The organism is Variovorax sp. 160MFSha2.1 (assembly GCF_048305075.1).
In the GTDB taxonomy this organism is placed as follows: Bacteria; Pseudomonadota; Gammaproteobacteria; order Burkholderiales; family Burkholderiaceae_C; genus Variovorax; species Variovorax guangxiensis.
Genome location: NZ_CP157624.1, coordinates 3418204 through 3443472, shown reverse-complemented (window position 1 = coordinate 3443472; position 25269 = coordinate 3418204). Strand labels below are relative to the sequence as shown.

Genomic DNA, 25269 nt, shown 5'->3' with positions numbered 1-25269 from the left:
GTTTCCTCTCCAGCTCAGGAAGAACACCATGCTCCAGCGCATCCTTGTTCCGCTCATTGCGACCGGCCTTCTTGCAGGTTGCGCGGTCGGCCCCGACTACGCACGGCCCGACATGGCGATGCCGCAGCAGTACCTGGGCCGGCAGGGCCTCGAGCAACGGACCGCCGCGGGCAGCGCCGATCTCCGCGCCTGGTGGACCGGCTTCGGCGATCCACAACTGGTTGGGTTCGTCACGCTCGCGCTTGCGCAGAACCTCGATCTCGCCCAGGCATCCGCGCGCGTCGCGCAGACGCGTGCTGCGTTGGGCGCGGCGAATGCCGCCCTGCTGCCTTCGGGTAACGTCAGCGCACAGGCAGCCCGGGCCCACCAGTCCGTTGAAACGCCGCTGGGACAGGTGCTGAACTCGAGGCCTGGCCTCGACCGCTACGGCAGCGCCTACGAAGCCAATCTGGGTGCGAGCTGGGAAGTGGACCTGTTCGGAGGCTTGCGCCGCGGACGCGAAGCGGCGCTCGCCGAATACCAGGCCTCGGAGGCCTCGGCCGTCGCCACGCGGTTGGCAGTGGCGGCCCAGACCGCCGACATCTACATCAGCATCCGCGGCCTTCAGACGCGCCTCGGCGTGGCGCGCCGGCAGGCGCAGACGCAGCAGCAGCTGCTGTCCACGGTCAATCTTCTCTACGGCAAGGGGCTGGCCGCCGAACTCCAGGTGCGGCAGGCCGAAGGCGCGCTGGCCCTGGTCCAGGCCTCCGTCCCGGTACTGGAGGCGGGCCTGGACACAGCGATGAACGCGCTGGATGTGATGCTGGGCGCCTCGCCGGGCACGCACCGGGCCGAATTGGCCGAGGCCGGCGCCATTCCCGTCGCGCCGCAGCTCCATGACTCGGGCACACCGGGCGACCTGCTCAGACGACGCCCCGACCTGATTGCGGCCGAGCGCCGTCTCGCCGCGTCGAACGCCCGTATCGGCGTGGCTGTCGCCGAGTACTACCCCAAGCTGTCCCTGAGCGGCATGCTGGGCAGCGCGACGTCCGTGGCGAGCGGCAATCTCTTCACCGGCGGCGCCAGCCAGGCGGCTGCAGTGCTGGGCCTGCGCTGGCGCCTCTTCGATTTCGGCCGCATCGACGCGCAGATCGATCTTGCCAAGGGCCAGGACGCCGAACTTCTCGGCGCATATCGGCTGGCCGTGCTGCGCGCCACGGAGGATGTCGAGAACGCACTCTCGGCCCTCGCCAAGCGCGAGGAGCAAGCCAGCACGCTGGCCCAAGGCGTGGACTCCCTGGGCCGCGCGCGCAGCGCTTCCTTTGCGGCCTACCAGCACGGTGTGGTGAGCCTGATCGAAGTACTGCAGGCCGACGACAGCCTGCTGCGCGCCTCCGATGCGAAAGCCCAGGCGCAGACCGAAGCGGCACGCGCCGCGGTCACGGCCTTCAAGGCACTGGGTGGCGGCTGGGAGCCCAGTGAGAGCCGCGCGGTCGCAAGTCGATAGCCGCACTTGGCCGGCCTCGTCTCATTCGCACGCGCCATGCGCTTGAAGCTGGCGAAATCGGTCCGCTAGACCTTCCTGGCCCAAGCGCTACACCAGCCTTTGGCGTTGACTTGCTTGCCGGCAAACAGTGCGCAGTTGCCTTGCGCATCCGTCGGCTTGGATTGCCAAAGCGCACAGCCGTTGCACAGCTGCGCGTTGTCATGCTTCGGGAACTTCTTCACGTCGGCCTTCGCCGAGTCGGCTACATAGCTCAAGGCCACGGCCTGCGGGTCTTTTTCATCGAGCCGAGCCTGTGCGAAAGAGCCGGTGGCGGTAACGGCCGCCCCCGTTGCGGCAAGCGTGAGCATGAAAGTTCTGCGGTTGGACTTCATCGTGAGCCTTTCGTTGTGTGCGAGATGGTTTCCAGGCCGTTCGGCGAAGAATTCCGTTCATTCAAACCCGCCAGCACGAGGACACCAGTTGCCAGCAGCGTTGCGATGCAGAACCCCAGGATTTGCAGGGCTGCGTTCAAGGTGATGTTCATGGAGCGACCTCGTGATGGTTTTTCGGGAACGGCCTGCGGTCATTCTTGAGCGGCCGGCTGCGCGCGGCTTTGCGCAGGATCAACTGCGCGAAAGCCGTGCGGCCCGGGTGCAACATCGGCCGGCCCCACTTCGTAGAGCAATTGCCCGTGGATGGCTGCCAGTGACAACGCCTGCGTCAGCACCGCGGCAAGGCTGGGCGCACAGAGCCGTGGCAACTGCTCGAAGGTGGCCCAGCGGAACGCGTCCATCTCGGGACGCCGCCGTCCATGGCGGTCGGTGTAGAAGCTGGAACACACGCAGCTCTTCGCCTCGAAGGGCCGCGCCAGCGCCGCGAAGAGCCGGAGATCCTTGCCCTTGCGATAGGGGAAGAGCCCCAGTTCCCGCAGTTGCCCCGGTGACAGGCGGAGACCGCACTCCTCGGCCGCCTCGCGCGCAGCCGCTTGCGCGCCCTCCTCCTGCCCTTCGGCGGCGCCCTTGGGAATGTCCCAGTAGCGGCTGTCGCTCGCGTGGCACAGCAGCAACTGCCCTGCCATGTCAAACACCAGAACGCCGCAGCTGCTCGTCTTTTCCATCGCGAAAGCCTCAGGGCACAGGCGCGACCGCCTCGCCTGCGTGCCGCGCCACCGGAGCGCGCGCGGCACTGCGCGGGAGGATCGGCACGTAGCTTCGAGCCGAGCCACGCACGACGAGCAGCGCAACCGTGTCGCTCTCCGCGATGGAGCGGATCACCGTGTCGAAGTCCGCCAGGCTGGCCACCTCCACGTCGTTGACCGCGATCAGCATGTCGCCGTATCGCAGCCCCGCCATCTGGGCCGAACCGGAGACCGATTGCACATACAGCCCCGGGGACGGCAGGCTGATGCCCAGCACGCCCTTGCGCTCGATGAGTTCGAGCCCGAAGCGCGTTTCCTGCTGCGCGGCGGCGCGCGTGGCCGTACGGGGCGAGGCATCGGGCGGGTTCTCGACCACGCCCACCTGCACCGTCAACGGCGTCTTGTGGCGCCAGATCTTCAGCGCGATCCGGCCGCCCGCGCGGGCAGCGGCCACGCGATTCTGTATGTCGGCGTAGCTCATCGCGGTGTCGCCTCCGGCGGCCAGCACCACGTCGCCGCTGCGAAGTCCCGCCTCTGCGGCCGGGCTGTCCGGGTCGACCCGCACGATCAGCGCTCCCTGAGTGGAGGCAAGGCCGAAGGCCGGCGCCAGCTCGGCCGTCAGGGGCTGGGTGCGGGCGCCGATGTGCCCTCGCCTCACGTGCCCGGTCGCGCGGAGTTCATCCGCGACACGCATCGCGGTATCGATGGGCAGGCTGAACGACATGCCGAAATATCCGCCGCCGGGCGAATAGATCATCGAGTTCATTCCCACCACCTCGCCCCGTTCGTCGAACAGCGGCCCGCCCGAGTTGCCCGGGTTGAGCGCCACGTCGCTCTGGATCAGCGGCACGCCGCTTCCTCCAGGCATGTAGCGCGGATTGGCGCTCACCACGCCGGCGGTCACGCTGCGCTCGAAGCCGAACGGCGCGCCCATGGCGGCAACGCGCTCGCCGGGGCACAGCTCGCTGTCGCGGCGCGGAACGATGACCGGCAGGCCTGAAGCCGCGACCTTCAGCAGCGCGACATCGCTGAGGCGGTCCACTCCTGCCACCTCGGCATCGAAGCGGCGCTGGTCGGCGGTGACGATGGAGATCGCCCGGGCGCCGGTCACCGCATGGGCGCTGGTCAGGATGTATCCGTCGCTGCCGATGATGAAACCCGAGGCGAAGCCGCGCGCCCACGCCCGATCCCATGGCATGGAGGGCCGCACGTCGCCGATGGCGGGCCGGTCGCCGCTGCCTTCCGTGACCATGATGCTCACCACCGCGGGCGACTGCCGCGCGGCGGCGGCCGCGAAGTCGACGGCCTGCGATGCCGGCTGACTACGTTCCATGCAGGAGCGCGCCTGCGGCCAGGCGTTCGTTCCGCCCGCGAGCGCGAATGCGCCGAGGGCCAGTGCGGCCACGCCTTGCGCGAAGGCGGTGGTTTTCATCAGCGCACCAGCAGTACCGGCACCGTGCACGCGGCCAGGACCTTGTTGGCCACCGAGCCCAGCACCAGGTTCGTCAGGGCACCGTGGCCCCTCGAGCCCATGATCACCAGGTCGAACTTCCCCTTCTGCGCAAACGCGGCGATCTCCTCGGCAGGATGTCCGATGCGGTGTTCGAAGCGCGCCTCGATGCCGTTCCTGGCAAGCAGGCCGCGCACAGGTTCGAGCACCATCCGCGCATCGTCCTCGTAGTAGCCGTGCACGATCTCCGGCCCCGCGAAAGCCGCGGCGCGATGCGGCACGGGCAGTACCACGTGGAAGACGGTGAAGTCGTGGCCCGCGCCCGACCATTCCTTGTGCGCGGCCAGGTAGGACAGCATGCGGTCCGTGTAGTCGCTGCCGTCGACGGCAAGCAGGATTTTCATGATGGTTCCTTCAGCCGGGGAGCTCCCCCGATGCAAGGATGGTCGCCGCGCGCACCGCACCGGCCCTTGATGCAGCGCAAGGCATCGGGCCCGCCCGCTGCCTACATTGGGTTTCCATGAACGCAGCAGAGGCAAGCATGAACAACGTCCTGGTGATCGTCTATTCCTACACGGGCACTTCCCGCCGCGTCGCGGAGTTGCTGTGCAGCCAGCAGAACTGGCAGCTCGCGCGCATCACCGAGACGCGGCCTCGCGCGGGCGGCCTGGGCAGCCTGCGCTGCGTGATCGACTCCCTGCTGCGCCGCGAGCCCGCCATCCGCTACGACGGGCCGCCGCCGGGCGACTTCGACGCAGTGGTGCTGGTGTCGCCGATCTGGATGCTGCAGCTCGCCGGCCCCATGCGCAGCTTCGTGGCACGCCAGCGCGCCCGGCTTCCCGATGTCGCCGTTCTCTCGGTGATGGGTGGACAGGGAGCGCCGAACGCGGCCGCCGAGGTCGCAAGGATTGTCGGCCGCGCGCCGATCCTGAGTTCCTCGGTCACGATGCGCGAGGTGGACGACGGCAGCTGCGCGGCGCGGCTGCAGGCCTTCGGCAACGCCGTGCGCGAAGCGGAGGGCCCACAGGCCGTGGTGCGCCCCGTGACGCTGTCGCCGCAATCGAGCTGAAGCCCTCTTGGCCGGGCGGCGCACGCTGCCGGCAACTCAGAGCGCCGGCCCCAGCCCGATGGGAGCTGGAACGATGTTGACGATGCGTGTGAAGAGCGCGTTGTATTCGAGATCGGGCACGTGCCCTGTCATCGGGTCGCGGTTCTGCGAGAAGGCGTCGTCCAGGTCGCGCCAGTCGTCCTCGGTCAGCACCCGCTCGGCCAGGGGCAGGATCTCTCGCTCCTCCAGCGCCATGTGGTCGAGATAGAAATCGACGTACTCGCCGACGGTTCTTTCGAACTCCTCGCGCCGTGGCTCGCCGAGCATCTCGAAGGCCAGCAGCGCGTGCTCCACGTTGCGGATCCGGCGTTCGCCCTTGGCATGGTCGCTGTCGAGCCTGTCCAGCAGCTCGCGCGAGATTGGCGTGCGGGCGCGCAGCTTGGGAAACAGCAGCTCCGTCTCCTTGCGGTGGTGGCGCTTCTCGGGAAACTCGTCCACGTAGAAGAGCATGGCCCTGAGCGTCGCGAAGTCGGGCAGCGTGCCCTTCTTGCGGTGCTGCTCGAGCAGCATGACGATGGACCGGAGCATGGCGGCGAGCGCGGCGTGCTCCTGGCGGATGATGCGGACAGAGGCGTGGGGCATGAGAGTCTTCCTGTGCATGCCCCTAGGGTCGCGCTTTCTTCGCTCGCGGGCTTGTTCCAGATCAAGGCCGCTCCTGCCGGGGAGCTGCGCGTTTGATCGATATCAAGCCGTGCGAGGCGCCCGTCCGGATACTGGACCGACTCTTTCAACCCTCCGGAGTCTTGCCATGTACCAGCGAATTCTTGTTCCCGTCGACGGCAGTTCCACTGCCAGCCGCGGCCTGGTGGAAGCCACTCATCTCGCGAAGCTCACGGGCGCACGCCTGCGGCTGGCGCACGTCATCGACGAACTGTCGTTCGCGCTGTCGATGGACGCCTACGCTGGCTATGCCGGCAGCTGGCTGGAAGAACTGCGCGGCAATGCGCGCAAGCTGCTCGAGGACGGCCGTGCCATGGCGGCCCAGGAGGGCGTCGAAACCGACGTCGTGCTGCTCGACAGCTTCAGGGGCACCGTCCACGACCAGGTCATCGCCGAGGCGCAGTCCTGGAAGGCCGACCTGATCGTGATCGGCACGCACGGCCGCCGTGGAATCGGCCGCTGGGTGATGGGCAGCAGCGCCGAACACATCCTGCGCATGTCACCCGTGCCGGTGCTCTTGGTGCGCGCGCCCGAGAGCGCGAAGACCGAGCACGAGCGCTTCGCGCTGCCCAGCGGGGAGCTTGCGAGCCAGTGAGGCCCTTTGACGGGAGCCGGCCGCGCGTCAATGCGCCATCAGGACCGGCACCGTCATCTGCGAGAAGATCTGCCGGGTGACGCCGCCCATGATCCGCTCGCGCAATCGCGAATGGCCGTAGCCGCCCATCACCAGAAGATCCGCGCCCAGTTCCGACACCCGTGACAACAGCGCGTCCGCGAAGCTGGCCTCGGTCACGCCGGACTCGGCGCGCGCATTCACGCCATGCCGCAGCAGGTACTGGATCATGTCCGGCACCAGCAGCCGCCGCGCGTCGTCTTCGTCGCGGGGATGGCGCAGCGACACGAGCGTCACGCGCACGCCGTTGCGCAGCGCCGGCAGCGCAGCCCGCAGGGCCACGGCCGCCTCGCGCGAACCGTCCCAGGCCACGATGGCGTCCTTCGGCACCCGCTCGAACGCATCGCCGGCCGAGGGCACGACCAGCACCGGGCGCCCTGCTTCCATCAGCACCTGCTCGGCGAGCGCGCGAACCGTGGTGTCCTTCCGGGTCGAATCGTCGTCCTGCCCGAGCACGACGAGATCGCTCGCGCGGCCGTGCCTTGCGACCGCATCCACCGTGGCGCCGTCGGCCAGCCGCACCTCGTACGACAGGGGGCCCGACGCCGCGATGCTCGCCCGGAACTCGCGCGCGATGGCCTCGGCGCGACGGCGCAGGTAGTCGGCCGACTCGGCGATGTAGTCGCTCATGCCGGTGGCGATGGCATCGGCGGGAATCACGCCGTCATGCAGGCCCGTGGGAACAAGGCCGACCAGATGGGCCTCTTGCGCCCGCGCCCACCGGGCCGCCACCGCGCCGCGCACGGGGCTGCGGTCCGAATGGTCCAGGTGCACAAGGATGGTTCTGTAGTTCATGAATGGACTCCTCGCGAACTGGCGCGCCGCGTCCCGGCGCCGGAAAGGAATTGCGGGCGGATTGCCTCGGCGCCTAGCCGTCCAGCGGCACGCCGCCGCCGAAGCGGCAGACCCACTGGTCCCGGAATTCGCACAGTACGGCGGTGGCCGAGCGCTGCCAGGCGAACATCATTTCCAGCTGCTGGCGCTGCACCAGGAGCATGCTCCTGGCGACGGCAACCTCCCAGTCCAGCAGGGCCTGGAGGCTGCCGCCAGCGACGCAGACCGGGGCCGTGGATGTGGTTGTAGAGAAGCTGTCCTTGGACATATGGGCTACCTCGGAAAAGGGTGACATGAATACCTTATGCGCCGTGGGGCGCACCTCCCTTGATATGGCACAAGGAATGCGCGTGTCGCCTTCCCCAAGGGCCAGTCAGGCATAGGAGCGCAGCCGGCGCGAAAAATCCGCCAGCGGCGCGATGCCGCTCGCCTCCGCGCGCTGGCACCAGTCCTGCAACTGCCTGGCGAGTTGCTCGCCCGTGGCGGTGGAACGGCTCCACAGTGCGGTCAGCTCGCCGCGCATCGAATACATCGTAGCCAGCGGCTGCGAGGCCTTCAGCGCCTGCATCACCTGCCGCTGCCGCGAGGGCCCGAGCAGGCCCTGGTCTTTGCCGAGCCAGGGTTTGACGGCCTTCAGGGCGCGCGCGGCCTCCGGCGAAATGGCGCGCAGTCGGCCGAGTTCGGCCACGCAGGCTTTCTTCAGCGAGCGCGTGTAGTTCGACAGCACGTCGTAGTGGCTGCGGATGATCGCCTGCACCGTGGCCAGGTCGACGTTCGCCTTGGGCGCGACCAGGCGCGGCGTGGGCGCCACGTGCTTCACGCGCGCCAGGCCCAGCGCCTGCAGCGTGCGGATGTAGAGCCAGCCGATGTCGAACTCGAACCACTTGCTCGACAGCTTCGCCGAGGCCGGAAAGGCATGGTGGTTGTTGTGCAGTTCCTCCCCGCCGATCAGGATGCCGACCGGAAAGATGTTCGTGCTGGCGTCGCGGGCCGGCCAGTTGCGGTAGCCCCAGTAGTGGCCGATGCCGTTGACCACGCCGGCCGCCCAGAACGGGATCCACGCGATCTGCACGAGCAGCACCAGCGCGCCCGGCACGGCGCCGAAGAGCGCCATGTCCACGAGGCCCATGAGCACGATGCCCAGGATCTTGTGCTTCGAGTAGAGATGCCGCTCCAGCCAGTCGTCGGGCGTGCCGTGGCCGTAGCGTTCCAGGGTCTCGGCGCGCCGCGCCTCGCGCATGTAATAGAACACCCCGCCCCACAGCACGCGGTTGAGCCCGTGCACCTGTGGGCTGTGCGGGTCTTCGGGGGTCTCGCACTTCGCGTGATGCTTGCGGTGCACCGCGGCCCACTCCCGGGTCACCATGCCGGTGGTCAGCCAGAGCCAGAAGCGGAAGAAGTGGCTCGCCGCGGGGTGCAACTCGAGCGCGCGGTGCGCCTGGTGGCGGTGCAGGAAGATGGTGACGGACGCGATGGTGACGTGCGTGAGCGCGAGAGCGGCCAGCAGCACGCCCCACCACGGAAGATCCAGGACGCCGGAGTAAAGCAGGGATTGCATTCATACCTCTTGAACAGTGCCGGCGATTCTGCGGACGGCACGGGTCGCGGACTTTGATGCAGGTCAATGCGGTCTCGCCGTTGCCGGGCAGCATGGCGGGCGGCGGATGGCTTGTTGCAGGTGCTTCGGCGCACGGTGCGTGCTACGCTCAAGCGAGACCGGAACACCCAGGAAATTCGTGCTGTATTTCCTCGCCAGCGCATGAAAAACACACCCCACATCGCGGTTCTCGACGACGAACCCGACATCACCGAGCTGCTGGCCGGCTACCTGCAGGGGCATGGCTTCCGCGTCAGCCAGGTGCATGAGGGGCGGGCTCTCACGGCGCTGATGGAAACCGACCCCGCCGACCTCGTGCTGCTCGACCTCGGACTGCCCGGCGAAGACGGATTCACCATCGCCCGCCGCATGCGCGAGAGCTGGCGCTGCGGCCTCATCATCGTCACCGGGCGCGGCGACGCGGTCGACAAGGTGGTGGGCCTGGAGGTGGGAGCGGACGACTACGTCACCAAGCCTTTCGACCTGCGCGAGCTGGTGGCCCGCGTGAAGGCCGTGCTCAGGCGGCTGGCGCCTGCCACGCCGGCACCTGTAGCGAATCAGCCGGCGTCTGCCGGCAAGCTGCGCTTTGCAGGCTGGCAACTGGACACAGGCTCGCGCAGCCTTCGCAACCCGCAAGGCGAGAGCGTCGTGCTGACCGGCGGCGAGTTCGACCTGCTGCACGTCTTCACCCTGCATCCAGGTCGCGTGCTTTCGCGCGACTTCCTGCTGGAGCAGACACGCGGACGCGAAGCCACGCCCTTCGACCGCACGATCGACGTGCAGGTCGGCCGGCTGCGCAAGAAGATCGAGTCGGACGCGGACGATCCGCAGCTCATCAGGTCGGTGCGAGGCGCGGGCTACATGCTGGTGCCGCCGGTGTCCCATGGCTGACCCTTCGGACAGCCCCCCTGCGCTGCCCGAGGCGGCCGGCGCGCCCATCCGGCGCCTGCCCTCGGGCATCGACGAAAGCAGCGTCTTCCGTTCGCTCTTCGTGGCCTATCCCGATTCGCTGCTGCTCGTGGATCAGTCCGGCAGCATCATGCTCGCCAACCCCTCGGCGGCCGCGCTGCTGGGCTACCCGGAGGGCGAACTGCTCGGGCTGAACGTCGAGGAACTGGTACCGGACAGCATCCGCCCGCGCCATGCCTCGTACCGCGAGGCCTACGGTCGTGCTCCGCGCCCTCGCCCCATGGGCACGCACATGGAACTGGCGGCCAAGCGCAAGGACGGCAGCGAAGTGATGGTGGAGATCGCCCTCAGTCCCCTGCAGAGCCATGGCCTGCCCTTCGTCGTTGCCGCCATCCGCGACATCGGCGCCTATCCGCGCGTGAAGCAGGCGCTGCAGCGCGCCCGCTACAGCGAGCATCTGGCCCAGCTCGGGCGGCTGGCGGTCGATACGCGAGACCTGCAGGCGGTGCTGCAGCACGTGCCGGAGATCATCACCCGGGCACTGGAGGTCGAGGTGGCGATGGTCTGGCTGCTCGACAGCAACCGCCTCGAGTTCCGCGTGGCCAGCGGTGTCGGGCTGGTACCGGGCGAGGAGATCGGCGCGCACGTCGCCAACCGCCCCGACACTCCGCCGGGCTTCGTCTTCTCGCAGGGCCGGCCCGTCGTGGTGCCCGACTATGCCGACGAAGCGCGCTTTCGCGTGCCCGCGGCCTACATCGACGCCGGCCTGGTCAGCGCGCTCGCCGTGCCGCTGTCGGACCGGGGGCGCGTGATCGGCATGCTGTCGGTACGCTCCAGGGAATCCAGGCGCTTCGGCGACGAGGAGGTGCGCTTTCTCGAGTCGCTGTCCAGCCTGCTCGCCACCAGCCTGCAGCGGGTGCAGACGGAAGAGGCGCTCAACCATGCGCAGCGGCTCGAGAGCGTCGGCCAGCTCACGGGCGGCATCGCGCACGACTTCAACAACCTGCTGACCGTCATCCAGGGCAACCTGCAGGTCCTCGAGGAACTGCCGGAGCTGGCGCACAGCAGCCACGGACAGCGGCTGCTGGCTGCCGCCGCCCGGGCATCGCGGCGCGGTGCGGAACTCACCGGCAAGCTGCTGGCTTTCTCGCGGCGGCAGGTGCTGCAGCCCGCCGCCGTGGACACGCATGCGCTTCTGCACTCGCTGGCCGACATGCTGCGCCGGACGCTGGACCAGCGCATCCGCATCGAGATCGACACGGCACCCGGCCATCCGCTGGTCATGGCCGATCCGGGCCAGCTGGAGTCGGCGCTGCTCAACATCGCGATCAATGCGCGCGACGCCATGCCCGAGGGCGGCACGCTGCGCTTTCGCACCGGCATCTGCGACGCGCTGCCGACGGACCTGCGCAACGAGCAAAACAATCCCGGCAGCGACGGCACCACGCATTTCGTCGCGATCTCCATCACCGACAGCGGCACAGGCATGCCCGACGACGTGAAGGAGCGCGCCTTCGAGCCTTTCTTCACCACGAAGGAAGCCGGGCGCGGCACGGGCCTGGGCCTGAGCACGGTGTACGGCTTCGTCAACCAGTCGCGCGGCGCCGTGTCGATCGACAGCAAGGTGGGCCTGGGCACCACGGTCATGCTCTACCTGCCGCGGCAGCAGGAGCCGGAGGAAGAAGAGTCGGACGCACCCGTCGCCATGGAAGAGCTTCCGGGCAGCGAAGCGCTCCCCGCCGGACTGCGGGTGATGCTGGTCGAGGACGACGCTGAAGTCCGCAAGGTGGTCGAAGCCTTCCTGGCCGCGCTGGGCTGCGAAGTGGTCTCGGCCACCACCGCCGACCAGGCCCTGTCCGCCCTCGATGCGGGAGCGGGCCCCTTCGACCTGTTGCTGAGCGACATCGCGCTGGGCGCGGGCATGCGCGGCACGCGGCTGGCGGCGGAAGTGCAGCAGCGCTTTCCACAGATGGCGGTGCTGCTGATGTCGGGGTTCTCCTCGGAGCTGCTGGACGCCGATCGCGAGGTTCCGCAAAGCTGGGAGCTGCTGCGCAAGCCCTATTCGCGCGCCGAACTGGCGCGCGCCATGGCGAAGGTGCTGGCCGGGCACATCTGACGCCCGGTCGCGGCGCTCTTCCTACTGCAGCATGGTCGGCGCGGGCGCGAGGCAGCGCTGCACGAAAGCGCTGAGTGCGCCCACGTCGGGGATCTGCACGTCGCGGCGCCCCTTCGTCGCGAAGCCGATCACGTTGTCCCTCGCCAGCCGCGACAGCGCGCGGCTCACGCTCTCGAGCGTCATGCCCAGGTAGTTTCCTATCTCGGCGCGCGTCATGCGCAGCGTGATCTCGTCGCCGCGCATTCCGCGCTCGGCCAGGGTCTGCGCCCAGTAGCGCAGGAAATCGGCCACGCGGGCATCGGCCGGCAGCGTGCACACGGACATCAGCGAATCGCGGTCATGGGCGATCTCGCGGCTCATCGCGGCGTGCAGCAATTGGAGGAGCTCGGGCTGCACGGCGCAGGTCGCAAGCAGCGCCTCGTAGGAAACGACCCAGATCTCGCCGGTGTCCATGGCCACCGCGTCACAGGCATAGCGTCCGCCGGCGATGCCGTCGAAGCCCAGCCAGTCGCCGCGGAACTTCAGGCCCACCACCTGCTCGCGCCCGTCGGCCGAGAGGTTCACGATCTTGAAGAAGCCCGAATTCAGGATGTAGAGATTGCCGAAGCGCTCGCCCGCCTGGTAGATCGTGTCGCCCGTGTGCACCACGCGCCGCTGCGGCTTGAGCTGCTCGCCCAGCAGTTTCAGCGTGTCCATGGTGTTGCGGCCCGCGCATTCCCGGCTGCCGGCGGGCAGGGTCAGGCTCGGGGAAAACTGCGCGGTGTTCGTGGGATTGGTGTTGAGCATCGAGACTCCTTGGTGGTCTGTCGCGTTTCGATGAATCGATGCTAGGGAGCCATCGAAAATGCAATACCAATGGCTTGAATCCCAATGTGACACTGGGTCAATGCAGTGTGTCCGGTTTGTATCAACCGCGGGCGCCCCGCGCACGGCGCCGCAATCGCCCCCGCGCCTTGACCTGCATCAAAGACCCGCCCGCCGGCATCCCTAACCTTGGCAAGTCATACATTGACCGTTGCCATGCATCCTTCCAACACCGTCCGCAGCCCCGAGGCCGAGCGCCAACTTTCCCCGTTGGGAGCGGCCAGCCTGCTCTCACGGGCGCGCATCCTGCAACGCGCGGCGCTCGGCGGAACCACGCGCCCCCTGCTGCGCGGCAAGAACCTGGGATTGCTCTGCGAGGCGCAGCCCGACGAGGCGCAGGCGCTGTTCCGTCTTGCCGCGGAGGAACTGGGCGCGCACGTGGCCGTGATGCGCTCGAGCCTGTCTGCCTCCAGCCCCTTGCAGGAGGTGCAGCACACTGCCCGCATGCTCGGCAAACTCTACGAAGCCGTGGAATGCCAAGGGCTGGACCCGGGGCTGGTGCAACGCATCGCCGAGCACGCCGGCGTTCCGGTTTTCGACGGCGCGGCAATGAAAGCCCACGCGGCCGACCAGCTTTCGGAACTACTCGGCGAAGCGACCTCGCGGGCCGACAACCGGCGCTTCATCCTCCAGGCCCTGCTGCTGGAAAGCATCGGCTGAGCCGACTCCGCAGCCACCGCCTCAGCGGCACCAGACGTCGATCTGCTGAAGAAGGTCCGACCAGAGCGCGTGCACCGCCACCGCCGCCAGCAGGACGCCGGCCAGCCGCGCACCCCAGGCTTGGCGCGCCTCCCCGCCAGTCCATCGCAACCGCTGCCAGAGCCACGGCGCGAGCAACAGCGAAAGTCCGCCGCCGAGCGCGAACAGCATCATGAGCGCTGCGCCTTGCAATGGGCTGCTGCCGAGCCCGGCCAGCATCAGCGCCGAATAGAGCAACCCGCAGGGCAGCGCCACCCAGAGCAGCCCGGCGGCAAGCACGCCCAGCCCCGTGCCGCCCGCATGCGGACGAAGGCGCGATTCCAGCGAACGACCGATGCGCCGCGCCCACAGCGGCTGCCGCCCAGTGACGGCCAGCATCGCGCCCCAGGCGAACACGAAAACGTGCAGCAACACCCACAGCGGCCGCAGTGCGGCGACCTGCGCGCTGGCCAGCGCCAGGCTGTCGACGCTGGCGGCAGCGACGGCACCAGCCGCCGCGTAGCTCGCGATGCGGCCCAGATGGAAGGCACCGGGCGCGGCGAGCGCCGGCATGGTGCCCTGCCCTGCGGCCGGGAGCGGCACGATCCGTATCACCGCCGAAGAGGCGGCGCCGCACATCGCCACGCAGTGCGGCCCGCCGGCAAGGCCCATGAGCAGTGCGGCACCGGCGAGCGCGAGTTGCATGTTCAGACCACGCGGGAGAAACACGTGCGGTTGGAACGACAGTACCGGTCGAACACCATCGCGACCGCGCGCACGAGGAACCAGCCCTGCTCGGTCACCACGAGGTCGTGGTCGCTCAGGCGCACCAGGCCGCTGGCGACCAGTGTCCCGAGCGCGGCGAACTCGGTGGCGAAGTAGCGGCGGAAGTCGACCGCGAAGGCTTCGCCCATGGCATCGAAATCGACCCGCCCCCGGCACATCAGCGCCATGATCACCTCGCGGCGCAGTTGATCGTCGCGTGACAGCGCAAGGCCGCGCACCACCGGCAGGCGTCCCTGGTCGAGCAGGTCGCGGTACTCGTCCAGGCTCTTGGCGTTCTGGCTGTAGGTGGCGCCCACGCGCCCGATGCCCGATACGCCGAGGGCGACCAGGTCGCCCTCGGGCCGGGTGCCGTAGCCCTGGAAGTCGCGATGCAGCCGCCCTTCCCGCTTCGCGACGGCGAGCGGATCGTCGGGCAGCGCGAAGTGGTCCATGCCGATGTAGACATAGCCCGCATCGGTGAGCTTCGTGATGGCGTCCGCCAGCATGCGCACGCGCGCCGAGGCGTCCGGCAACTCGTCGGCGCAAATGCGCCGCTGCGGCTTGAAGCGCTCCGGCAGATGCGCATAGGCGTATAGCGCGATGCGGTCGGGCCGCAAATCGCAGACCTGCGCGAGCGTGCGCCCGAAGGAGGCGTCGTTCTGGCGCGGCAGGCCGTAGATCAGATCCACGTTGATCGATTCGAAGCCCAGCGAGCGCGCGTCGTCCATCAGCGCGAAGACCTGCGATGCGGGCTGGATGCGGTGCACCGCCTGCTGCACGGCCGGGTCGAAGTCCTGCACGCCGAAGCTCAGGCGGTTGAAGCTCAGCGTCGCGAGGTTGGCGAGCCTTTGCCTGTCGACCGTGCGCGGATCGATCTCGATGGAGCGCTCGCCACCGGGCACGAAGGCGGAGGACCGGTGCAGCAGTTCCACGAGCTCGCCGAGCTCCGCGTCATCTAGGAATGTCGGGGAACCGCCGCCCAGGTGCAGCTGGGCCACGGTGGCATTGCGGCCGAGCTGCGCGACCTGCAACTCGACTTCGCGCGCCAGGTACGACAGATACTGCCGGCCCCATTCGTGGTGCCGGGTGACGATCTTGTTGCAGGCGCAGTAGTAGCACAGCGACTCGCAGAACGGGATGTGGACGTACAGCGACAGCGGCGACGCCCCGGAGCCGGCCTCGCGGCGATGCCGCAGCGCCTGCACGTAGTCGTCGGCACCGAAGGCCTCGACGAAGCGATCTGCAGTGGGGTACGAGGTGTAGCGCGGCCCGGGCACGTCGAACTGCCGCAGCAGGTCGAGGGGCAGTGGTGCGTGCACGGGCTCGGGGGCGAGAGCGATGGAAGTCATGGGGAGGTAGTGCCTGCAGGCGCATCGGGTTGTCCAGGCATGGCCGGTCCGGCGAGCAGCACCGTGCAGGCGCTGGACGCCGCCGCCATCAGCCAGAAGACGAAGAAAGCACCGGTATAGATGCCCTGGCGCGACATGCGCAGCGCGTCGGCGCCGCAGAAGGTGTTGATGGGATCGACCAGCGCGAACACCAGCACCTCCATGCCGCAGGCCACGAGGAAGGACGGCCACAGGATGCCGGCGACCAGCCGCATCGCGTTCATGGCGCGGCCTTCCGGCCCACGGAGGGCACGTCTTCCGCGGGCGTCATCGCGTGGTTGCGGCCGGTCAGCGCGGGAAGGTGCTTCTTCGCGGCCAGGGCCTTGTTGATCTCGACGCCTTCGCGGTAGTAGTCCGGCGACACCAGCGCATCGGGGCTTCGCCAGGCCAGCCAGAAGGTCACGAAGCTCGCGATCATCACGGCCACCGGGCCACCGATCACCATCCAGAGCAACGGATGGCGCCACCAGGGCTTGTCCGCCCCGGCGGCGAGCGCGTTCATCGTCGAATCGGTTGCTGCGTTCATTCCAGACCTTTCAGCGCGGCACCAGGAAGGCCGCTTTCTCGGAAACCTGCGCCCCACCGCCCTCCTCGCGGATGCTGAAGTGCACCGTATGCGAGCCGGGCGTCGCGGAGCCGTAGGGCACCTGCAGCCGCACGGCGACCCAGCGCGACTGGGCGGCCTCGACGCTCACCGGCTGCTCGGGCGACACGCTCAGGCCCTCCAGCCCGCTGGCCGAGATGAGGTAGTGCCGCGGCTGCTCGGTGGCGTTCATGATCTGCAGCCGGTAGACGTTCTCGAGCTTTCCGCCCTCGGCGATGCGCGCCAGCGAAGCGCGGTCGCGCACCACGTCGACCTTCAGCGGCGTGCGCACCACCAGGCTGGCCAGCAGGCCGGCCACCAGCAGCGCCAGGATCGCCGTGTAGACCAGCACGCGCGGACGCAGCACCCGCCGCAGCAGCTGCCGGCGAGACCAGCCGGCCTCCATGCCGTTTTGCGTGTCGTAGCGGATCAGCCCCGGCGCGTAGGCCATCTTCTGCATGACCGTGTCGCAGGCATCCACGCAAAGGCCGCAGCCGATGCACTCGTACTGCAGGCCCTTGCGGATGTCGATGCCGGTGGGGCACACCTGCACGCACAGGCCGCAGTCGATGCAGTCGCCCAGCGCCATCGTGCGCGGGTCCGGCCCCTTGCGGCGCGGCGCGCGCGGCTCGCCGCGCCCGGGGTCGTAGGTGACGATCAGGGTGTCGCGGTCGAACATCGCGCTCTGGAAGCGCGCGTAGGGGCACATGTACTTGCAGACCTGCTCGCGCATGAAGCCGGCGTTGCCATAGGTCGCGAAGCCGTAGAAGAACACCCAGAAGACTTCCCAGGAGCCCATCTGCGTCTGCAGGAAGGCCAGGCCGAGCTCGCGGATGGGCGTGAAGTAGCCCACGAAGGTGAAGCCGGTCCACATCGCGATGCCGATCCACACGATGTGCTTGAACCACTTCTTCACCAGCTTCTCGAGCGACATCGGTTCGGCGTCCAGCCGCATGCGCGCGACGCGGTTGCCTTCGATCTTCTGCTCCACCCACATGAAGATCTCGGTGTAGACCGTCTGCGGACAGGCATAGCCGCACCACAGCCGACCCGCCACCGCGGTGAAGAGGAAGAGCGAGAGCGCGCTGATGACCAGCAGGCCAGAGAGGTAGATCAGGTCCTGCGGGTACAGCACCAGCCCGAAGATGTAGAAGCGCCGCGCCGCGAGGTCGAACAGCACCATCTGCCGCCCGCCCCACTCCACCCATGGCATGCCATAGAACACCAGCTGGGTGAGAAAGACCATGGCCCAGCGCCAGCGCGCGAACATGCCGCGCACGGTGCGGGGGTAGATTTTCTTCGTGGCCTCGTAGAGGCCGACCTCCTCGCCGCTGCCCAGGTTTGCGCTGCTGCTCGCGTTCGCTATGGGAATGATCTTCCGGGTCATGGCGGGCTGCCGACGTCAGGGCGTGGCCGCGGCCGTGCTGTTGGAGAGGCCCCAGACATACGACGCCACCATCCGGATCTGCGCCTCGGTGAGGCGGCCTTCCTGCGCGGGCATCTCGTTGTGCTTGCCCGAATTGATCATCTGGACGATGGCTTCCTCGCCGTAGCCGTGCAGCCAGATCCTGTCGCTGAGATTGGGCGCGCCCAGCGCCTGGTTGCCGACGCCGCCGATGCCGTGGCAGGCGGCGCAGGCCGTGAACTTCGACTTCCCGAGGCCGGCGCGCACCGAGTCGTGCGGCTCTCCCGACAGGCTCAGCACGTAGTTGGCGACGTTCTTCACGTCGTCGGGCGTGCCGACGGCGGCGGCCATGGGCGGCATCACGCCCACGCGGCCCTTGGTGATGGTCTCGATGATCTTCTCGGGCGTGCCGCCATGCAGCCAGTCCTTGTCCGTGAGGTTGGGAAAGCCCTTGCTGCCGCGCGCGTCGGAACCGTGGCACTGCGCGCAGTTGCCCATGAAGAGCCGCTCGCCGATGGCTCGGGCTTGCGGGTCCCTGGAGACGTCCTCGACCGGCATGGCGGCGTACTTCGCGTAGACGGGCGCGAGCTCCTGCGTGGCCCTGGCGACTTCCGCGTCGTACTCGCCGCGCGAGGTCCAGTCGTATTGGCCGCGAAAGCTCCCCAGCCCCGGAAAGACCGCCAGGTAGCCCAGCCCGAAGACGATGGTCAGCACGAAGAGACCCACCCACCACATGGGCAGCGGATTGTTGGCCTCGCGCAGGTCCTCGTCCCAGACGTGGCCGGTGGTGTTGTCGGCACTGGACGCGACGCGCTTGCGGGCGGTGAGCCACAGCAGGATCACGCAGCCGAGGATGCTCAGCAGCGAGACGACTGCAACGTAGTCGGACCAGAAACGGTGGATGAAATCGCTCATCGTGCTTCTCCCTTCAGTCCTGCTCGAAGGGCAGGCGTGCGGCTTCCTGGAAACCGGGCGCGTTGCGGCGCGAATACGCCCAGATCACGATGCCGATGAAGAGCGCGAAGCACACGACGGTGGCGCCGATGCGCAAGGTGGTGAGGTCGATCATGTTTTGTGTCCTTTGCCGCCGTGCCTACTTCAGCGCCAGGCCCAGCGACTGCAGGTAGGCCACCGTGGCCTCCATCTCGGTCTTGCCGCGGACTTCGTCCGTGGCACCGGCGATCTCGGCGTCCGTGTAGGGCACGCCCACGCGGCGCAGCGCGCGCATGTGGGCCGGCAGCGCCTCGGCGTCGACCGGCGTCTTCTCCAGCCAGGTGTAGGCCGGCATGTTCGACTCGGGCACGACGTCGCGCGGGTTGTTGAGGTGGATGCGGTGCCACTCGTCGCTGTACTTGCCGCCAACGCGGTGCAGGTCGGGGCCGGTGCGCTTGCTGCCCCACTGGAAGGGGTGGTCGTAGACGAACTCGCCCGCCACCGAGTAGTGGCCGTAGCGCAGCGTCTCCGAACGGAAGGGCCGGATCATCTGCGAGTGGCAGTTGTAGCAACCCTCGCGCAGGTAGACGTCGCGCCCGGCCAGCTGCAGCGGCGTGAGCGGCTTGACGCCCTGCACCGCCTCGGTGGTCGACTTCTGGAAGAACAGCGGCACGATCTCGACGAGGCCGCCGACGGCCACCACCACGAGGATCAGCACGATCATCAGCAGGTTGTTGGTCTCGATCTTCTCGTGCGTGAAGCCGCCGGAGCTGGAAGCCGGGCTGGAGTTGTTCTGGTTCATCGTGCGTCCTCAGGCATGGGCCATGGCAGGGGGCGGGATCTCGGCGCGCACCGCGCGCCCGGAGATGACGGTCATCCAGACGTTCCATGCCATCAGCAGCATCCCGCTGAGGTAGAGCACGCCGCCGATCACGCGCACCAGGTAGAACGGGAAGGTGGCCTTCACGCTCTCCACGAAGGTGTAGGTGAGCGTGCCGTCGGAGTTGATGGCGCGCCACATCAGGCCCTGCATCACGCCGGCGATCCACATGGCCGCGATGTAAAGCACGATGCCGATGGTGGCGATCCAGAAGTGCGCCTCGATGGCCTTGGTGCTGTACATGGCGGTGCGGCCGTACATGCGCGGGATCAGGTAGTAGAGCGAGCCCATGGTGATGAAGCCCACCCAGCCGAGCGCGCCGGAATGCACGTGGCCCACGGTCCAGTCGGTGTAGTGGCTCAGGGCGTTGACGGTCTTGATGGACATCATCGGCCCCTCGAAGGTCGACATGCCGTAGAACGACAGCGCCACGATCAGGAAGCGCAGGATCGGGTCGGTGCGCAGCTTGTGCCAGGCGCCCGAGAGCGTCATCACGCCGTTGATCATGCCGCCCCAGCTCGGCGCCAGCAGGATCAGCGAGAACACCATGCCCAGCGACTGCGTCCAGTCGGGCAGCGCGGTGTAGTGCAGGTGGTGCGGGCCCGCCCACATGTAGGTGAAGATCAGCGCCCAGAAGTGCACGATCGACAGCCGGTACGAGTACACCGGCCGGCCCGCCTGCTTGGGGATGTAGTAGTACATCATCCCGAGGAAGCCGGCCGTGAGGAAGAAGCCGACGGCGTTGTGGCCGTACCACCACTGCACCATCGCGTCCTGCACGCCGGCGTAGGCCGAGTAGCTCTTCATCCAGCCCGCCGGGATCTCGGCGCTGTTGACGATGTGCAGCAGCGCCACCGCGATGATGAAGGCGCCGAAGAACCAGTTCGCCACGTAGATGTGGCGCACCTTGCGCATCCCGATGGTGCCGAAGAACACGACGGCGTAGGCCACCCAGACCACGGCGATCAGCAGGTCGATGGGCCACTCCAGCTCGGCGTATTCCTTGCCGCTGGTGTAGCCCATCGGCAGGCTGATGGCAGCCGCCACGATCACCGCCTGCCAGCCCCAGAACACGAAAGACGCGAGCCTGGGTGCGAACAGGCGCACCTGGCAGGTGCGCTGGACCACGTGGAAGCTGGTCGCCATCAGCGCGCAGCCGCCGAACGCGAAGATGACCGCGTTGGTGTGCAGCGGCCGCAGGCGCCCATAGCTGAGCCACGGAATGCCGAGGTTGAGTTCGGGCCACGTCAGCTGGGAGGCGATGACCACGCCGACCAGCATGCCGACCACGCCCCAGACCACGGACATGAGCGCGAATTGCCGCACGACCGTGTCGTCGTATTCCGCGGCGGGTGGATTCGGTGGTTGCATCGTGGTGCCCTTGATTGAGTTGCGGGCAGTTTCCGTGGGCACGCTGCCCTGCGGGTTGATGCAGATCAATCGCCGTGCAGGATGCGCTCGCCCTCGGCGTCGACGTCGTCGAACTGGCCGCGCTCGATGGCCCACCACAGGCCGCCGAGGATCGCGAGGACCAGCGCCACGGACAACGGAACGAGAAGGAAGAGGATGTCCATCAGCGCACCTCTTTCGCGCCGGACGCGAGCCGCGTCGCATTCAGAACCACCACGAGCGAACTCGCGGCCATGCCGAGGCCGGCAAGCCATGCAGGCAGCCAGCCGGCGATGGCCAGCGGCACGCACAGCGCGTTGTAGCCCGCCGCCCACAGGAGGTTCTGGCGCACCACGCGCAGCGTCTTGCGCGCCTGCGCGATGGCCCGGGGGATGGTTGCGAGCCTGTTGCCCAGCACGACGAAGTCGGCATGCGCGCGCGACAGCGGCACGCTGCGGCCGAAGGCGAACGAGGCGTTCGCGCGCGCCAGCGACGGGCCGTCGTTGAGGCCGTCGCCCACCATCGCGATCTGCCGGCCCTCGGCCTGCAGCCGCCAAAGCACCTCGAGCTTGTCCTCGGGCGTACAGCCGCCCTGCGAGAAGTCGATGCCGCAACGCGCGCCGATCTCCCTCGCGGCCGAATCCCTGTCGCCCGACAGCAGCCGCACCGTGAGGCCCTGCTCGCGCAGCGACGCCACGGCAGCCGCGGCATCGGCGCGCAATTCCTCGACCAGCACGAAGCTGGCGAGCCACCCCTGCTCGTCCGCGAGATGGACCTGCGCCGCATCGACTTCCAGCGGCGCCACGCTGCAGAAGGCTGGTGAGCCGAGGCGCACGCGACGGCTCGTTCCGGCGGCCGCGCGCACGCGCCGCATCCGGCCCTCGATGCCCTGGCCCGCAGTCTCAGCCACCTTGTCCGCTGCCCAGCCGGGCGCACAACGGAATTGCGCATTCCACGCATTCACCAGCGCCTGCGACACGGGATGCAGCGACTGCGCGCCGAGCGCGGCGGCCATCTCCAGCGCATCGCCGGGCCGCATGCCCTGACGGCAGTAGATGCGCTCCAGGCGCGGTATGTCGCCGGTCAGGGTTCCGGTCTTGTCGAACACGACGGTATCGACCGACGCGAGCGCTTCCAGGGCCTGGAGGTTGGATGTCATCACCCCGCCGCGTGCCAGCGCGCCGGCACTGGCGAGCATGGCGGCCGGCGTCGCGAGCGAGAGCGCGCACGGGCAGGTCACGATGAGCACCGCGACCGCCACCATCAGCGCCCTGCCCGGGTCCGTGGGCCACCAGAGCGCTGCGGCCACGGCCGCCGACACCAGCACCGCGGCGAGGAAGGGGCGCGCCACGCGGTCCGCCAGCAGTGCCAGGCGCGGCTTGCGTGAGGCGGCGCTTTCCATCAGCCGGACGATCTGCGCGAAGCGCGTGCCCTCGCCCACCGATTCGATGCGCACCCGCACCGGCGCCGACAGGTTGTGGCTGCCGGCGAGCACGCGGTCGCCGCAGGGGCGAGGCACGGGTCGGGATTCGCCGGTCAGCAAGGCCTCGTCGGCACTGGTGTCGCCTTCGATCACCACGCCGTCGGCCGCAAAGGCCTCGCCCGGCCGCACCCGCACCACGTCTCCCACGGCGAGCCGGCGCACGGCCACCCGCTTCCAGCTGCCATCAGCGGCGAGCCGGTCGACACCGTCGGGCAGCCGGTTCATCAGCGCGTCGAGCGAGCCGGCGGTGCGTTCGCGCAGGCGCGCCTCGAGCCAGCGGCCCGTGAGCAGGAAGAAGACGAACATCGTCAGCGAGTCGAAGTACACCTCGTGGCCGAGCGGTCCCGTGGCATCGAAGGTGGCCGCGGTGCTGACCGCGAAGGTCGCGAGCACGCCGAAGGCCACGGGAAGATCCATGCCGATGCGCCCCATGCGCAGGTCGCGCCAGGCGCTGCGGAAGAAGGGCCCGCAGGAGAAGAGCACGACGGGCAGCGTCAGCACCCAGGAAGCCCAGCGCAGCAGCTGCGCGGAATCGGCGTTCATGTCGCCGGGCCGCGCGACGTAGGCCGGGTAGGCGTACATCATCACCTGCATCATGCAGAAGCCCGACACGAGCCAGCGCCACAGGGCCAGCCGCGATTCGCGCCGGCGCAATTCCCTGACGGAGCGGTCGCTGCCCGGCAGCAGCCGGTAGCCGGCTTTCGCGCTGGCCTCGAACCAGTGCGAAGGCCGGGCCTGCGCGGGCGACCAGACCACGCGCGCACGCCGGCTGGCCGCGTTGACCTGCACCTCCATCACGCCCGGCACCTGGCGCAGCGCGGCCTCGACCGTGAAGGCGCAGGCCGCGCAGTGCATGCCCTCGACCACGACCTGCGACTCCCAGCAGCCGGCGCCGGCAGCACCCAGCTCGCGGCCGAAGGCGGGCCATTCGGCCGGATCGTCCAACAGCTGCCAGGCCTGGTCGCCGTCCGCGGCGGGAAAGACGGGGATCGCGGCGCGATCGGGGGCGAGCGTGGCATTCATCGGGCGAGCCTAAGAGGCGGGCCGCGCGAGCCGTTTGATATGGATCAAGCCGTAGGTTGCGGGCGCGCCTAAGCTCTGCCGCAAATCACGCGGAGCCCTTCATGTTCAAACGCATCCTCGTCGCCACCGACGGCACCGCCCTTTCGAAGAAGGCCGTCGACAGCGCCATCGCGTTGGCGGTGCAGAACGACTCGGACCTGGTCGCCCTGACCGTCGTCCCCCGTTACCCGAAGAGCTATTTCGAAGGCTCGATGACCTTCTCGGCAGAAGACGTCGGCCGCATCGAGAAGCAGTGGGCGGAGAAGGCGCAGGCCATGCTCGACAAGGTGCGCGACCGCGCGCGGGAGCGCGGCGTGCGGATCAGGACGGCGCAGGCCAGCTCGGACCTGGTCGCCGAATCGATCATCGCCGCGGCGAAGAAGCACAGGAGCGACCTGATCGTGATGGCCTCGCACGGACGCAAGGGCCTCAAGCGCCTCTTGCTGGGAAGCGAGACGCAGCAGGTCCTGGTTCGATCGTCGCTGCCGGTTCTGGTGCTGCGGTAGTGGGCTCGACCGAACCCGCTACTTCAGCACCGCGCCGCCTCGCGCAAGGTATTGCGCCGAAAAGCGCGCGAACTGGCCGCCGTCCGTACCGATCGAGGTCTGGCTGCCCGCACCCGCGCTGAAGACGATCCCGACGGTGTGCATGTCGCCGTACTCCTGGGTGTTGGTCAGCATGTAGTCGACGTGGTTGTCGCGATAGTGCTGGTCGGTGCCGCCGGGCGTGTCGGAAGGCACGCCCATTGGCGTCTGCCACCACAGGATGGGCAGATCGTTGCCCAGGGCCGCGCGGTAATCCGAATACTGCTTCTGCGAATCATGGAAGCTGGGGCTGGTCTTGTTGCTTGCGTCCCAGTAGAACGGAGCGCTTCCGTTCTGGCATTCCGGAGGCGGCGATGCAGCTTCGCGGCAGCCCGCGTCGCGATCGCTGGTCTGGGCGACGATGAAGTCCGCCTGGTTCGCACCGACGGTCCGCATCATCGCGGCGATCTCGGCGGGCGTGCCATTCCAGAAGGCGGGCGGGAACCCGATCAGTGCCTTGGGTGCGACCTTGCGGCCCATTTGCACGAAGCACTGGCCCAGGCCAGCCACGGTATCGGGCAGCGTGCTGCATTCGGGCTGCCCCTTTACGGAAGCGGCCATCTTCGTCAGGTCGCGGCCGAGCGCCTGCGACGCGGCGAAGCCCCAGAAGTCCGGCTCCACGTTGACGAGGGCAGGCTTGCCCCATTCCGCGATGCGCTGGTACATCAGGCGGACCTGGCCCCAGTACTTGTTCATGAAGGTCGCGTCGCTGATGCCGCTGAGATTGCCTTCGCCGTTCGCCGTCATCTGGTAGAGCGTGAACATGGGCACCGCACCATAGGCATCGGCAGCCTGCGCAGTGAAGGTGACGTAGGCCCCGTCGGGGCTGTTCCACGTCGGCCAGGCGCCCGAGCCGACTCCCACCAGGTAGCGCTCCACGATGTCGGGGTGGATGTCCTGGCTCTTCATGTCGTCGATGGAGGTCGCTCCCAGCCCAACCAGCACTCGCGAGGGTTTGCCCAGCTTGTTGGCCAGGGCGACGGTGGCCGGCACTGGCGCGGTGCCACCGCTCGTGCCGCCAGTGCCGCCCTGGGTGCCGCCGCCGGAGGTGTTGCCGGCCACCTGTCCACCGTTGTTCTGCCCGCCGGTGCCGGCCTGGCCCGTCGGGCTGCCGAACAACGGAATGCCGGCCCCGCCACCGCTACCGCTGCCACCTCCTCCGCCACAGCCGAAGAGCAGCAGCGAGGCCAGCAGCGCGGAAACGGATCGTCGAGAAAGAATGCCCATGGAAAAGTCCGAAAGGTGAGAGGAAACAAATACCGGCGCGCCCGTGCAGGCACACACCGGTTCGGGTTCAGGGTTGTC

The 25269-nt window shown here is 68.5% G+C and carries 29 protein-coding genes; 7 read left to right on the top strand and 22 right to left on the bottom strand.

What is annotated here, in order from left to right:
• The first annotated feature begins 28 nt into the window (after nt 1-28).
• The gene (locus ABL838_RS15560; RefSeq protein WP_418121087.1) at nt 29-1486 is read left to right on the top strand and encodes an efflux transporter outer membrane subunit; all 1458 of its coding nucleotides are present in this window, start codon (nt 29-31) and stop codon (nt 1484-1486) included.
• Nucleotides 1487-1551: 65 nt separating this feature from the next.
• On the opposite strand, the gene ABL838_RS15555 is transcribed toward ABL838_RS15560, so the two are convergent.
• The 5 genes from ABL838_RS15555 to ABL838_RS15535 are packed head-to-tail and all read right to left on the bottom strand — an operon-like array spanning nt 1552 to nt 4457.
• Complete coding sequence (locus tag ABL838_RS15555) at nt 1552-1857, bottom strand: high-potential iron-sulfur protein (RefSeq protein ID WP_184637863.1); 306 nt, start codon at nt 1855-1857, stop codon at nt 1552-1554.
• Nucleotides 1854-2009, bottom strand: coding sequence for a hypothetical protein (locus ABL838_RS15550; protein ID WP_418121086.1), 156 nt, complete (start codon nt 2007-2009; stop codon nt 1854-1856). Before ABL838_RS15550 ends, ABL838_RS15555 begins: the two co-directional genes overlap by 4 nt.
• A 39-nt stretch (nt 2010-2048) precedes the next feature.
• Nucleotides 2049-2582, bottom strand: coding sequence for an NUDIX domain-containing protein (locus ABL838_RS15545; RefSeq protein ID WP_418121085.1), 534 nt, complete (start codon nt 2580-2582; stop codon nt 2049-2051).
• Between the two features lie 10 nt (nt 2583-2592).
• Nucleotides 2593-4035: a trypsin-like peptidase domain-containing protein gene (locus ABL838_RS15540; RefSeq protein ID WP_418121084.1), complete on the bottom strand. Its 1443-nt coding sequence runs from the start codon at nt 4033-4035 to the stop codon at nt 2593-2595.
• Nucleotides 4035-4457 (bottom strand): universal stress protein, encoded by a 423-nt coding sequence (locus tag ABL838_RS15535; RefSeq protein ID WP_126019946.1) that lies wholly within the window; start codon nt 4455-4457, stop codon nt 4035-4037. The genes ABL838_RS15540 and ABL838_RS15535 overlap by 1 nt, the downstream gene beginning before the upstream one ends.
• 137 nt (nt 4458-4594) lie before the next feature.
• Between ABL838_RS15535 and ABL838_RS15530 the strand changes: the two genes are divergently transcribed.
• Nucleotides 4595-5122 carry a flavodoxin family protein gene (locus ABL838_RS15530; protein ID WP_418121083.1) on the top strand — a complete coding sequence of 176 codons (528 nt, stop codon included), beginning with the start codon at nt 4595-4597 and terminating at the stop codon, nt 5120-5122.
• 36 nt (nt 5123-5158) lie between these two features.
• Here the strand turns inward: ABL838_RS15530 and ABL838_RS15525 are convergent, their stop codons facing one another.
• Nucleotides 5159-5743 carry a hemerythrin domain-containing protein gene (locus ABL838_RS15525; RefSeq protein WP_418121082.1) on the bottom strand — a complete coding sequence of 195 codons (585 nt, stop codon included), beginning with the start codon at nt 5741-5743 and terminating at the stop codon, nt 5159-5161.
• A gap of 166 nt (nt 5744-5909) precedes the next feature.
• On the opposite strand from ABL838_RS15525, the gene ABL838_RS15520 reads away from it, so the two are divergent.
• Nucleotides 5910-6416, top strand: coding sequence for a universal stress protein (locus tag ABL838_RS15520; protein WP_184637875.1), 507 nt, complete (start codon nt 5910-5912; stop codon nt 6414-6416).
• Nucleotides 6417-6443: 27 nt separating this feature from the next.
• Here ABL838_RS15520 and ABL838_RS15515 read toward each other — a convergent pair whose 3' ends face one another.
• From ABL838_RS15515 to ABL838_RS15505, 3 genes are all read right to left on the bottom strand, one after another.
• Nucleotides 6444-7289, bottom strand: a complete 846-nt coding sequence (locus ABL838_RS15515; RefSeq protein WP_184637877.1) for a universal stress protein — start codon at nt 7287-7289, stop codon at nt 6444-6446.
• A 73-nt stretch (nt 7290-7362) separates the two neighbouring features.
• Nucleotides 7363-7596 (bottom strand): hypothetical protein, encoded by a 234-nt coding sequence (locus ABL838_RS15510; protein WP_184637879.1) that lies wholly within the window; start codon nt 7594-7596, stop codon nt 7363-7365.
• A 105-nt stretch (nt 7597-7701) separates the two neighbouring features.
• Complete coding sequence (locus ABL838_RS15505; RefSeq protein ID WP_418121080.1) at nt 7702-8886, bottom strand: fatty acid desaturase; 1185 nt, start codon at nt 8884-8886, stop codon at nt 7702-7704.
• A gap of 201 nt (nt 8887-9087) precedes the next feature.
• On the opposite strand from ABL838_RS15505, the gene ABL838_RS15500 reads away from it, so the two are divergent.
• Nucleotides 9088-9816 carry a response regulator gene (locus tag ABL838_RS15500; protein ID WP_184637883.1) on the top strand — a complete coding sequence of 243 codons (729 nt, stop codon included), beginning with the start codon at nt 9088-9090 and terminating at the stop codon, nt 9814-9816.
• Entirely contained in the window at nt 9809-11950 is a 2142-nt protein-coding gene (locus tag ABL838_RS15495) for a PAS domain S-box protein (RefSeq protein WP_418121079.1), read from the top strand. The genes ABL838_RS15500 and ABL838_RS15495 overlap by 8 nt, the downstream gene beginning before the upstream one ends.
• 21 nt (nt 11951-11971) lie before the next feature.
• Here the strand turns inward: ABL838_RS15495 and ABL838_RS15490 are convergent, their stop codons facing one another.
• Nucleotides 11972-12736: a Crp/Fnr family transcriptional regulator gene (locus ABL838_RS15490; RefSeq protein WP_184637887.1), complete on the bottom strand. Its 765-nt coding sequence runs from the start codon at nt 12734-12736 to the stop codon at nt 11972-11974.
• A gap of 234 nt (nt 12737-12970) precedes the next feature.
• Here ABL838_RS15490 and ABL838_RS15485 point away from each other — a divergent pair, with 234 nt between their 5' ends.
• A complete protein-coding gene (locus tag ABL838_RS15485; RefSeq protein ID WP_184637888.1) occupies nt 12971-13474 on the top strand; it encodes an ornithine carbamoyltransferase in 504 nt (167 codons plus the stop codon).
• Between the two features lie 21 nt (nt 13475-13495).
• Here ABL838_RS15485 and ABL838_RS15480 read toward each other — a convergent pair whose 3' ends face one another.
• From ABL838_RS15480 to ABL838_RS15430, 11 genes are all read right to left on the bottom strand, one after another.
• Nucleotides 13496-14197, bottom strand: coding sequence for a sulfite exporter TauE/SafE family protein (locus ABL838_RS15480; protein ID WP_418121076.1), 702 nt, complete (start codon nt 14195-14197; stop codon nt 13496-13498).
• A 2-nt stretch (nt 14198-14199) separates the two neighbouring features.
• On the bottom strand, nt 14200-15606 hold the full coding sequence (gene hemN, locus ABL838_RS15475) for an oxygen-independent coproporphyrinogen III oxidase (RefSeq protein ID WP_418121075.1): 1407 nt from the start codon (nt 15604-15606) through the stop codon (nt 14200-14202).
• The gene (locus ABL838_RS15470) at nt 15603-15869 is read right to left on the bottom strand and encodes a hypothetical protein (RefSeq protein WP_126019816.1); all 267 of its coding nucleotides are present in this window, start codon (nt 15867-15869) and stop codon (nt 15603-15605) included. The genes hemN and ABL838_RS15470 overlap by 4 nt, the downstream gene beginning before the upstream one ends.
• Entirely contained in the window at nt 15866-16171 is a 306-nt protein-coding gene (locus ABL838_RS15465; RefSeq protein ID WP_240650491.1) for a FixH family protein, read from the bottom strand. Before ABL838_RS15465 ends, ABL838_RS15470 begins: the two co-directional genes overlap by 4 nt.
• Before the next feature lie 10 nt (nt 16172-16181).
• A complete protein-coding gene (gene ccoG, locus ABL838_RS15460) occupies nt 16182-17615 on the bottom strand; it encodes a cytochrome c oxidase accessory protein CcoG (RefSeq protein WP_418121072.1) in 1434 nt (477 codons plus the stop codon).
• A 15-nt stretch (nt 17616-17630) separates the two neighbouring features.
• Nucleotides 17631-18548, bottom strand: a complete 918-nt coding sequence (ccoP, locus tag ABL838_RS15455) for a cytochrome-c oxidase, cbb3-type subunit III (RefSeq protein ID WP_418121071.1) — start codon at nt 18546-18548, stop codon at nt 17631-17633.
• Between the two features lie 13 nt (nt 18549-18561).
• Nucleotides 18562-18702, bottom strand: coding sequence for a cbb3-type cytochrome oxidase subunit 3 (locus ABL838_RS15450; protein ID WP_184637899.1), 141 nt, complete (start codon nt 18700-18702; stop codon nt 18562-18564).
• 24 nt (nt 18703-18726) lie between these two features.
• Nucleotides 18727-19368 (bottom strand): cytochrome-c oxidase, cbb3-type subunit II, encoded by a 642-nt coding sequence (gene ccoO, locus ABL838_RS15445; protein WP_418121070.1) that lies wholly within the window; start codon nt 19366-19368, stop codon nt 18727-18729.
• A 9-nt stretch (nt 19369-19377) separates the two neighbouring features.
• Nucleotides 19378-20817 carry a cytochrome-c oxidase, cbb3-type subunit I gene (gene ccoN / locus ABL838_RS15440; RefSeq protein ID WP_184637903.1) on the bottom strand — a complete coding sequence of 480 codons (1440 nt, stop codon included), beginning with the start codon at nt 20815-20817 and terminating at the stop codon, nt 19378-19380.
• A 65-nt stretch (nt 20818-20882) separates the two neighbouring features.
• Nucleotides 20883-21020 carry a cbb3-type cytochrome oxidase assembly protein CcoS gene (gene ccoS, locus ABL838_RS15435; protein ID WP_093196545.1) on the bottom strand — a complete coding sequence of 46 codons (138 nt, stop codon included), beginning with the start codon at nt 21018-21020 and terminating at the stop codon, nt 20883-20885.
• The gene (locus ABL838_RS15430; RefSeq protein WP_418121068.1) at nt 21020-23341 is read right to left on the bottom strand and encodes a heavy metal translocating P-type ATPase; all 2322 of its coding nucleotides are present in this window, start codon (nt 23339-23341) and stop codon (nt 21020-21022) included. The genes ccoS and ABL838_RS15430 overlap by 1 nt, the downstream gene beginning before the upstream one ends.
• A 101-nt stretch (nt 23342-23442) precedes the next feature.
• Between ABL838_RS15430 and ABL838_RS15425 the strand changes: the two genes are divergently transcribed.
• A complete protein-coding gene (locus ABL838_RS15425; RefSeq protein WP_369662327.1) occupies nt 23443-23886 on the top strand; it encodes a universal stress protein in 444 nt (147 codons plus the stop codon).
• An 18-nt stretch (nt 23887-23904) separates the two neighbouring features.
• Here the strand turns inward: ABL838_RS15425 and ABL838_RS15420 are convergent, their stop codons facing one another.
• A complete protein-coding gene (locus tag ABL838_RS15420) occupies nt 23905-25191 on the bottom strand; it encodes a hypothetical protein (protein WP_418121067.1) in 1287 nt (428 codons plus the stop codon).
• Between the last annotated feature and the right edge of the window lie 78 nt (nt 25192-25269).

Coding starts and splice junctions, on each gene's coding strand:
- ccoN (WP_184637903.1), bottom strand. CDS start 20,817: ATGCAACCACCGAATCCACCCGCCGCGGAATACGACGACACGGTCGTG.
- ABL838_RS15535 (WP_126019946.1), bottom strand. CDS start 4,457: ATGAAAATCCTGCTTGCCGTCGACGGCAGCGACTACACGGACCGCATG.
- ABL838_RS15525 (WP_418121082.1), bottom strand. CDS start 5,743: ATGCCCCACGCCTCTGTCCGCATCATCCGCCAGGAGCACGCCGCGCTC.
- ABL838_RS15490 (WP_184637887.1), bottom strand. CDS start 12,736: ATGCTCAACACCAATCCCACGAACACCGCGCAGTTTTCCCCGAGCCTG.
- ABL838_RS15450 (WP_184637899.1), bottom strand. CDS start 18,702: ATGATCGACCTCACCACCTTGCGCATCGGCGCCACCGTCGTGTGCTTC.
- ABL838_RS15430 (WP_418121068.1), bottom strand. CDS start 23,341: ATGAATGCCACGCTCGCCCCCGATCGCGCCGCGATCCCCGTCTTTCCC.
- ABL838_RS15510 (WP_184637879.1), bottom strand. CDS start 7,596: ATGTCCAAGGACAGCTTCTCTACAACCACATCCACGGCCCCGGTCTGC.
- ABL838_RS15465 (WP_240650491.1), bottom strand. CDS start 16,171: ATGAACGCAGCAACCGATTCGACGATGAACGCGCTCGCCGCCGGGGCG.
- ABL838_RS15555 (WP_184637863.1), bottom strand. CDS start 1,857: ATGAAGTCCAACCGCAGAACTTTCATGCTCACGCTTGCCGCAACGGGG.
- ABL838_RS15560 (WP_418121087.1), top strand. CDS start 29: ATGCTCCAGCGCATCCTTGTTCCGCTCATTGCGACCGGCCTTCTTGCA.
- ABL838_RS15470 (WP_126019816.1), bottom strand. CDS start 15,869: ATGAACGCGATGCGGCTGGTCGCCGGCATCCTGTGGCCGTCCTTCCTC.
- hemN (WP_418121075.1), bottom strand. CDS start 15,606: ATGACTTCCATCGCTCTCGCCCCCGAGCCCGTGCACGCACCACTGCCC.
- ABL838_RS15485 (WP_184637888.1), top strand. CDS start 12,971: ATGCATCCTTCCAACACCGTCCGCAGCCCCGAGGCCGAGCGCCAACTT.
- ABL838_RS15545 (WP_418121085.1), bottom strand. CDS start 2,582: ATGGAAAAGACGAGCAGCTGCGGCGTTCTGGTGTTTGACATGGCAGGG.
- ccoO (WP_418121070.1), bottom strand. CDS start 19,368: ATGAACCAGAACAACTCCAGCCCGGCTTCCAGCTCCGGCGGCTTCACG.
- ABL838_RS15540 (WP_418121084.1), bottom strand. CDS start 4,035: ATGAAAACCACCGCCTTCGCGCAAGGCGTGGCCGCACTGGCCCTCGGC.
- ABL838_RS15500 (WP_184637883.1), top strand. CDS start 9,088: ATGAAAAACACACCCCACATCGCGGTTCTCGACGACGAACCCGACATC.
- ABL838_RS15420 (WP_418121067.1), bottom strand. CDS start 25,191: ATGGGCATTCTTTCTCGACGATCCGTTTCCGCGCTGCTGGCCTCGCTG.
- ABL838_RS15520 (WP_184637875.1), top strand. CDS start 5,910: ATGTACCAGCGAATTCTTGTTCCCGTCGACGGCAGTTCCACTGCCAGC.
- ABL838_RS15495 (WP_418121079.1), top strand. CDS start 9,809: ATGGCTGACCCTTCGGACAGCCCCCCTGCGCTGCCCGAGGCGGCCGGC.
- ABL838_RS15425 (WP_369662327.1), top strand. CDS start 23,443: ATGTTCAAACGCATCCTCGTCGCCACCGACGGCACCGCCCTTTCGAAG.
- ABL838_RS15480 (WP_418121076.1), bottom strand. CDS start 14,197: ATGCAACTCGCGCTCGCCGGTGCCGCACTGCTCATGGGCCTTGCCGGC.
- ccoP (WP_418121071.1), bottom strand. CDS start 18,548: ATGAGCGATTTCATCCACCGTTTCTGGTCCGACTACGTTGCAGTCGTC.
- ABL838_RS15505 (WP_418121080.1), bottom strand. CDS start 8,886: ATGCAATCCCTGCTTTACTCCGGCGTCCTGGATCTTCCGTGGTGGGGC.
- ccoG (WP_418121072.1), bottom strand. CDS start 17,615: ATGACCCGGAAGATCATTCCCATAGCGAACGCGAGCAGCAGCGCAAAC.
- ABL838_RS15550 (WP_418121086.1), bottom strand. CDS start 2,009: ATGAACATCACCTTGAACGCAGCCCTGCAAATCCTGGGGTTCTGCATC.
- ABL838_RS15530 (WP_418121083.1), top strand. CDS start 4,595: ATGAACAACGTCCTGGTGATCGTCTATTCCTACACGGGCACTTCCCGC.
- ABL838_RS15515 (WP_184637877.1), bottom strand. CDS start 7,289: ATGAACTACAGAACCATCCTTGTGCACCTGGACCATTCGGACCGCAGC.
- ccoS (WP_093196545.1), bottom strand. CDS start 21,020: ATGGACATCCTCTTCCTTCTCGTTCCGTTGTCCGTGGCGCTGGTCCTC.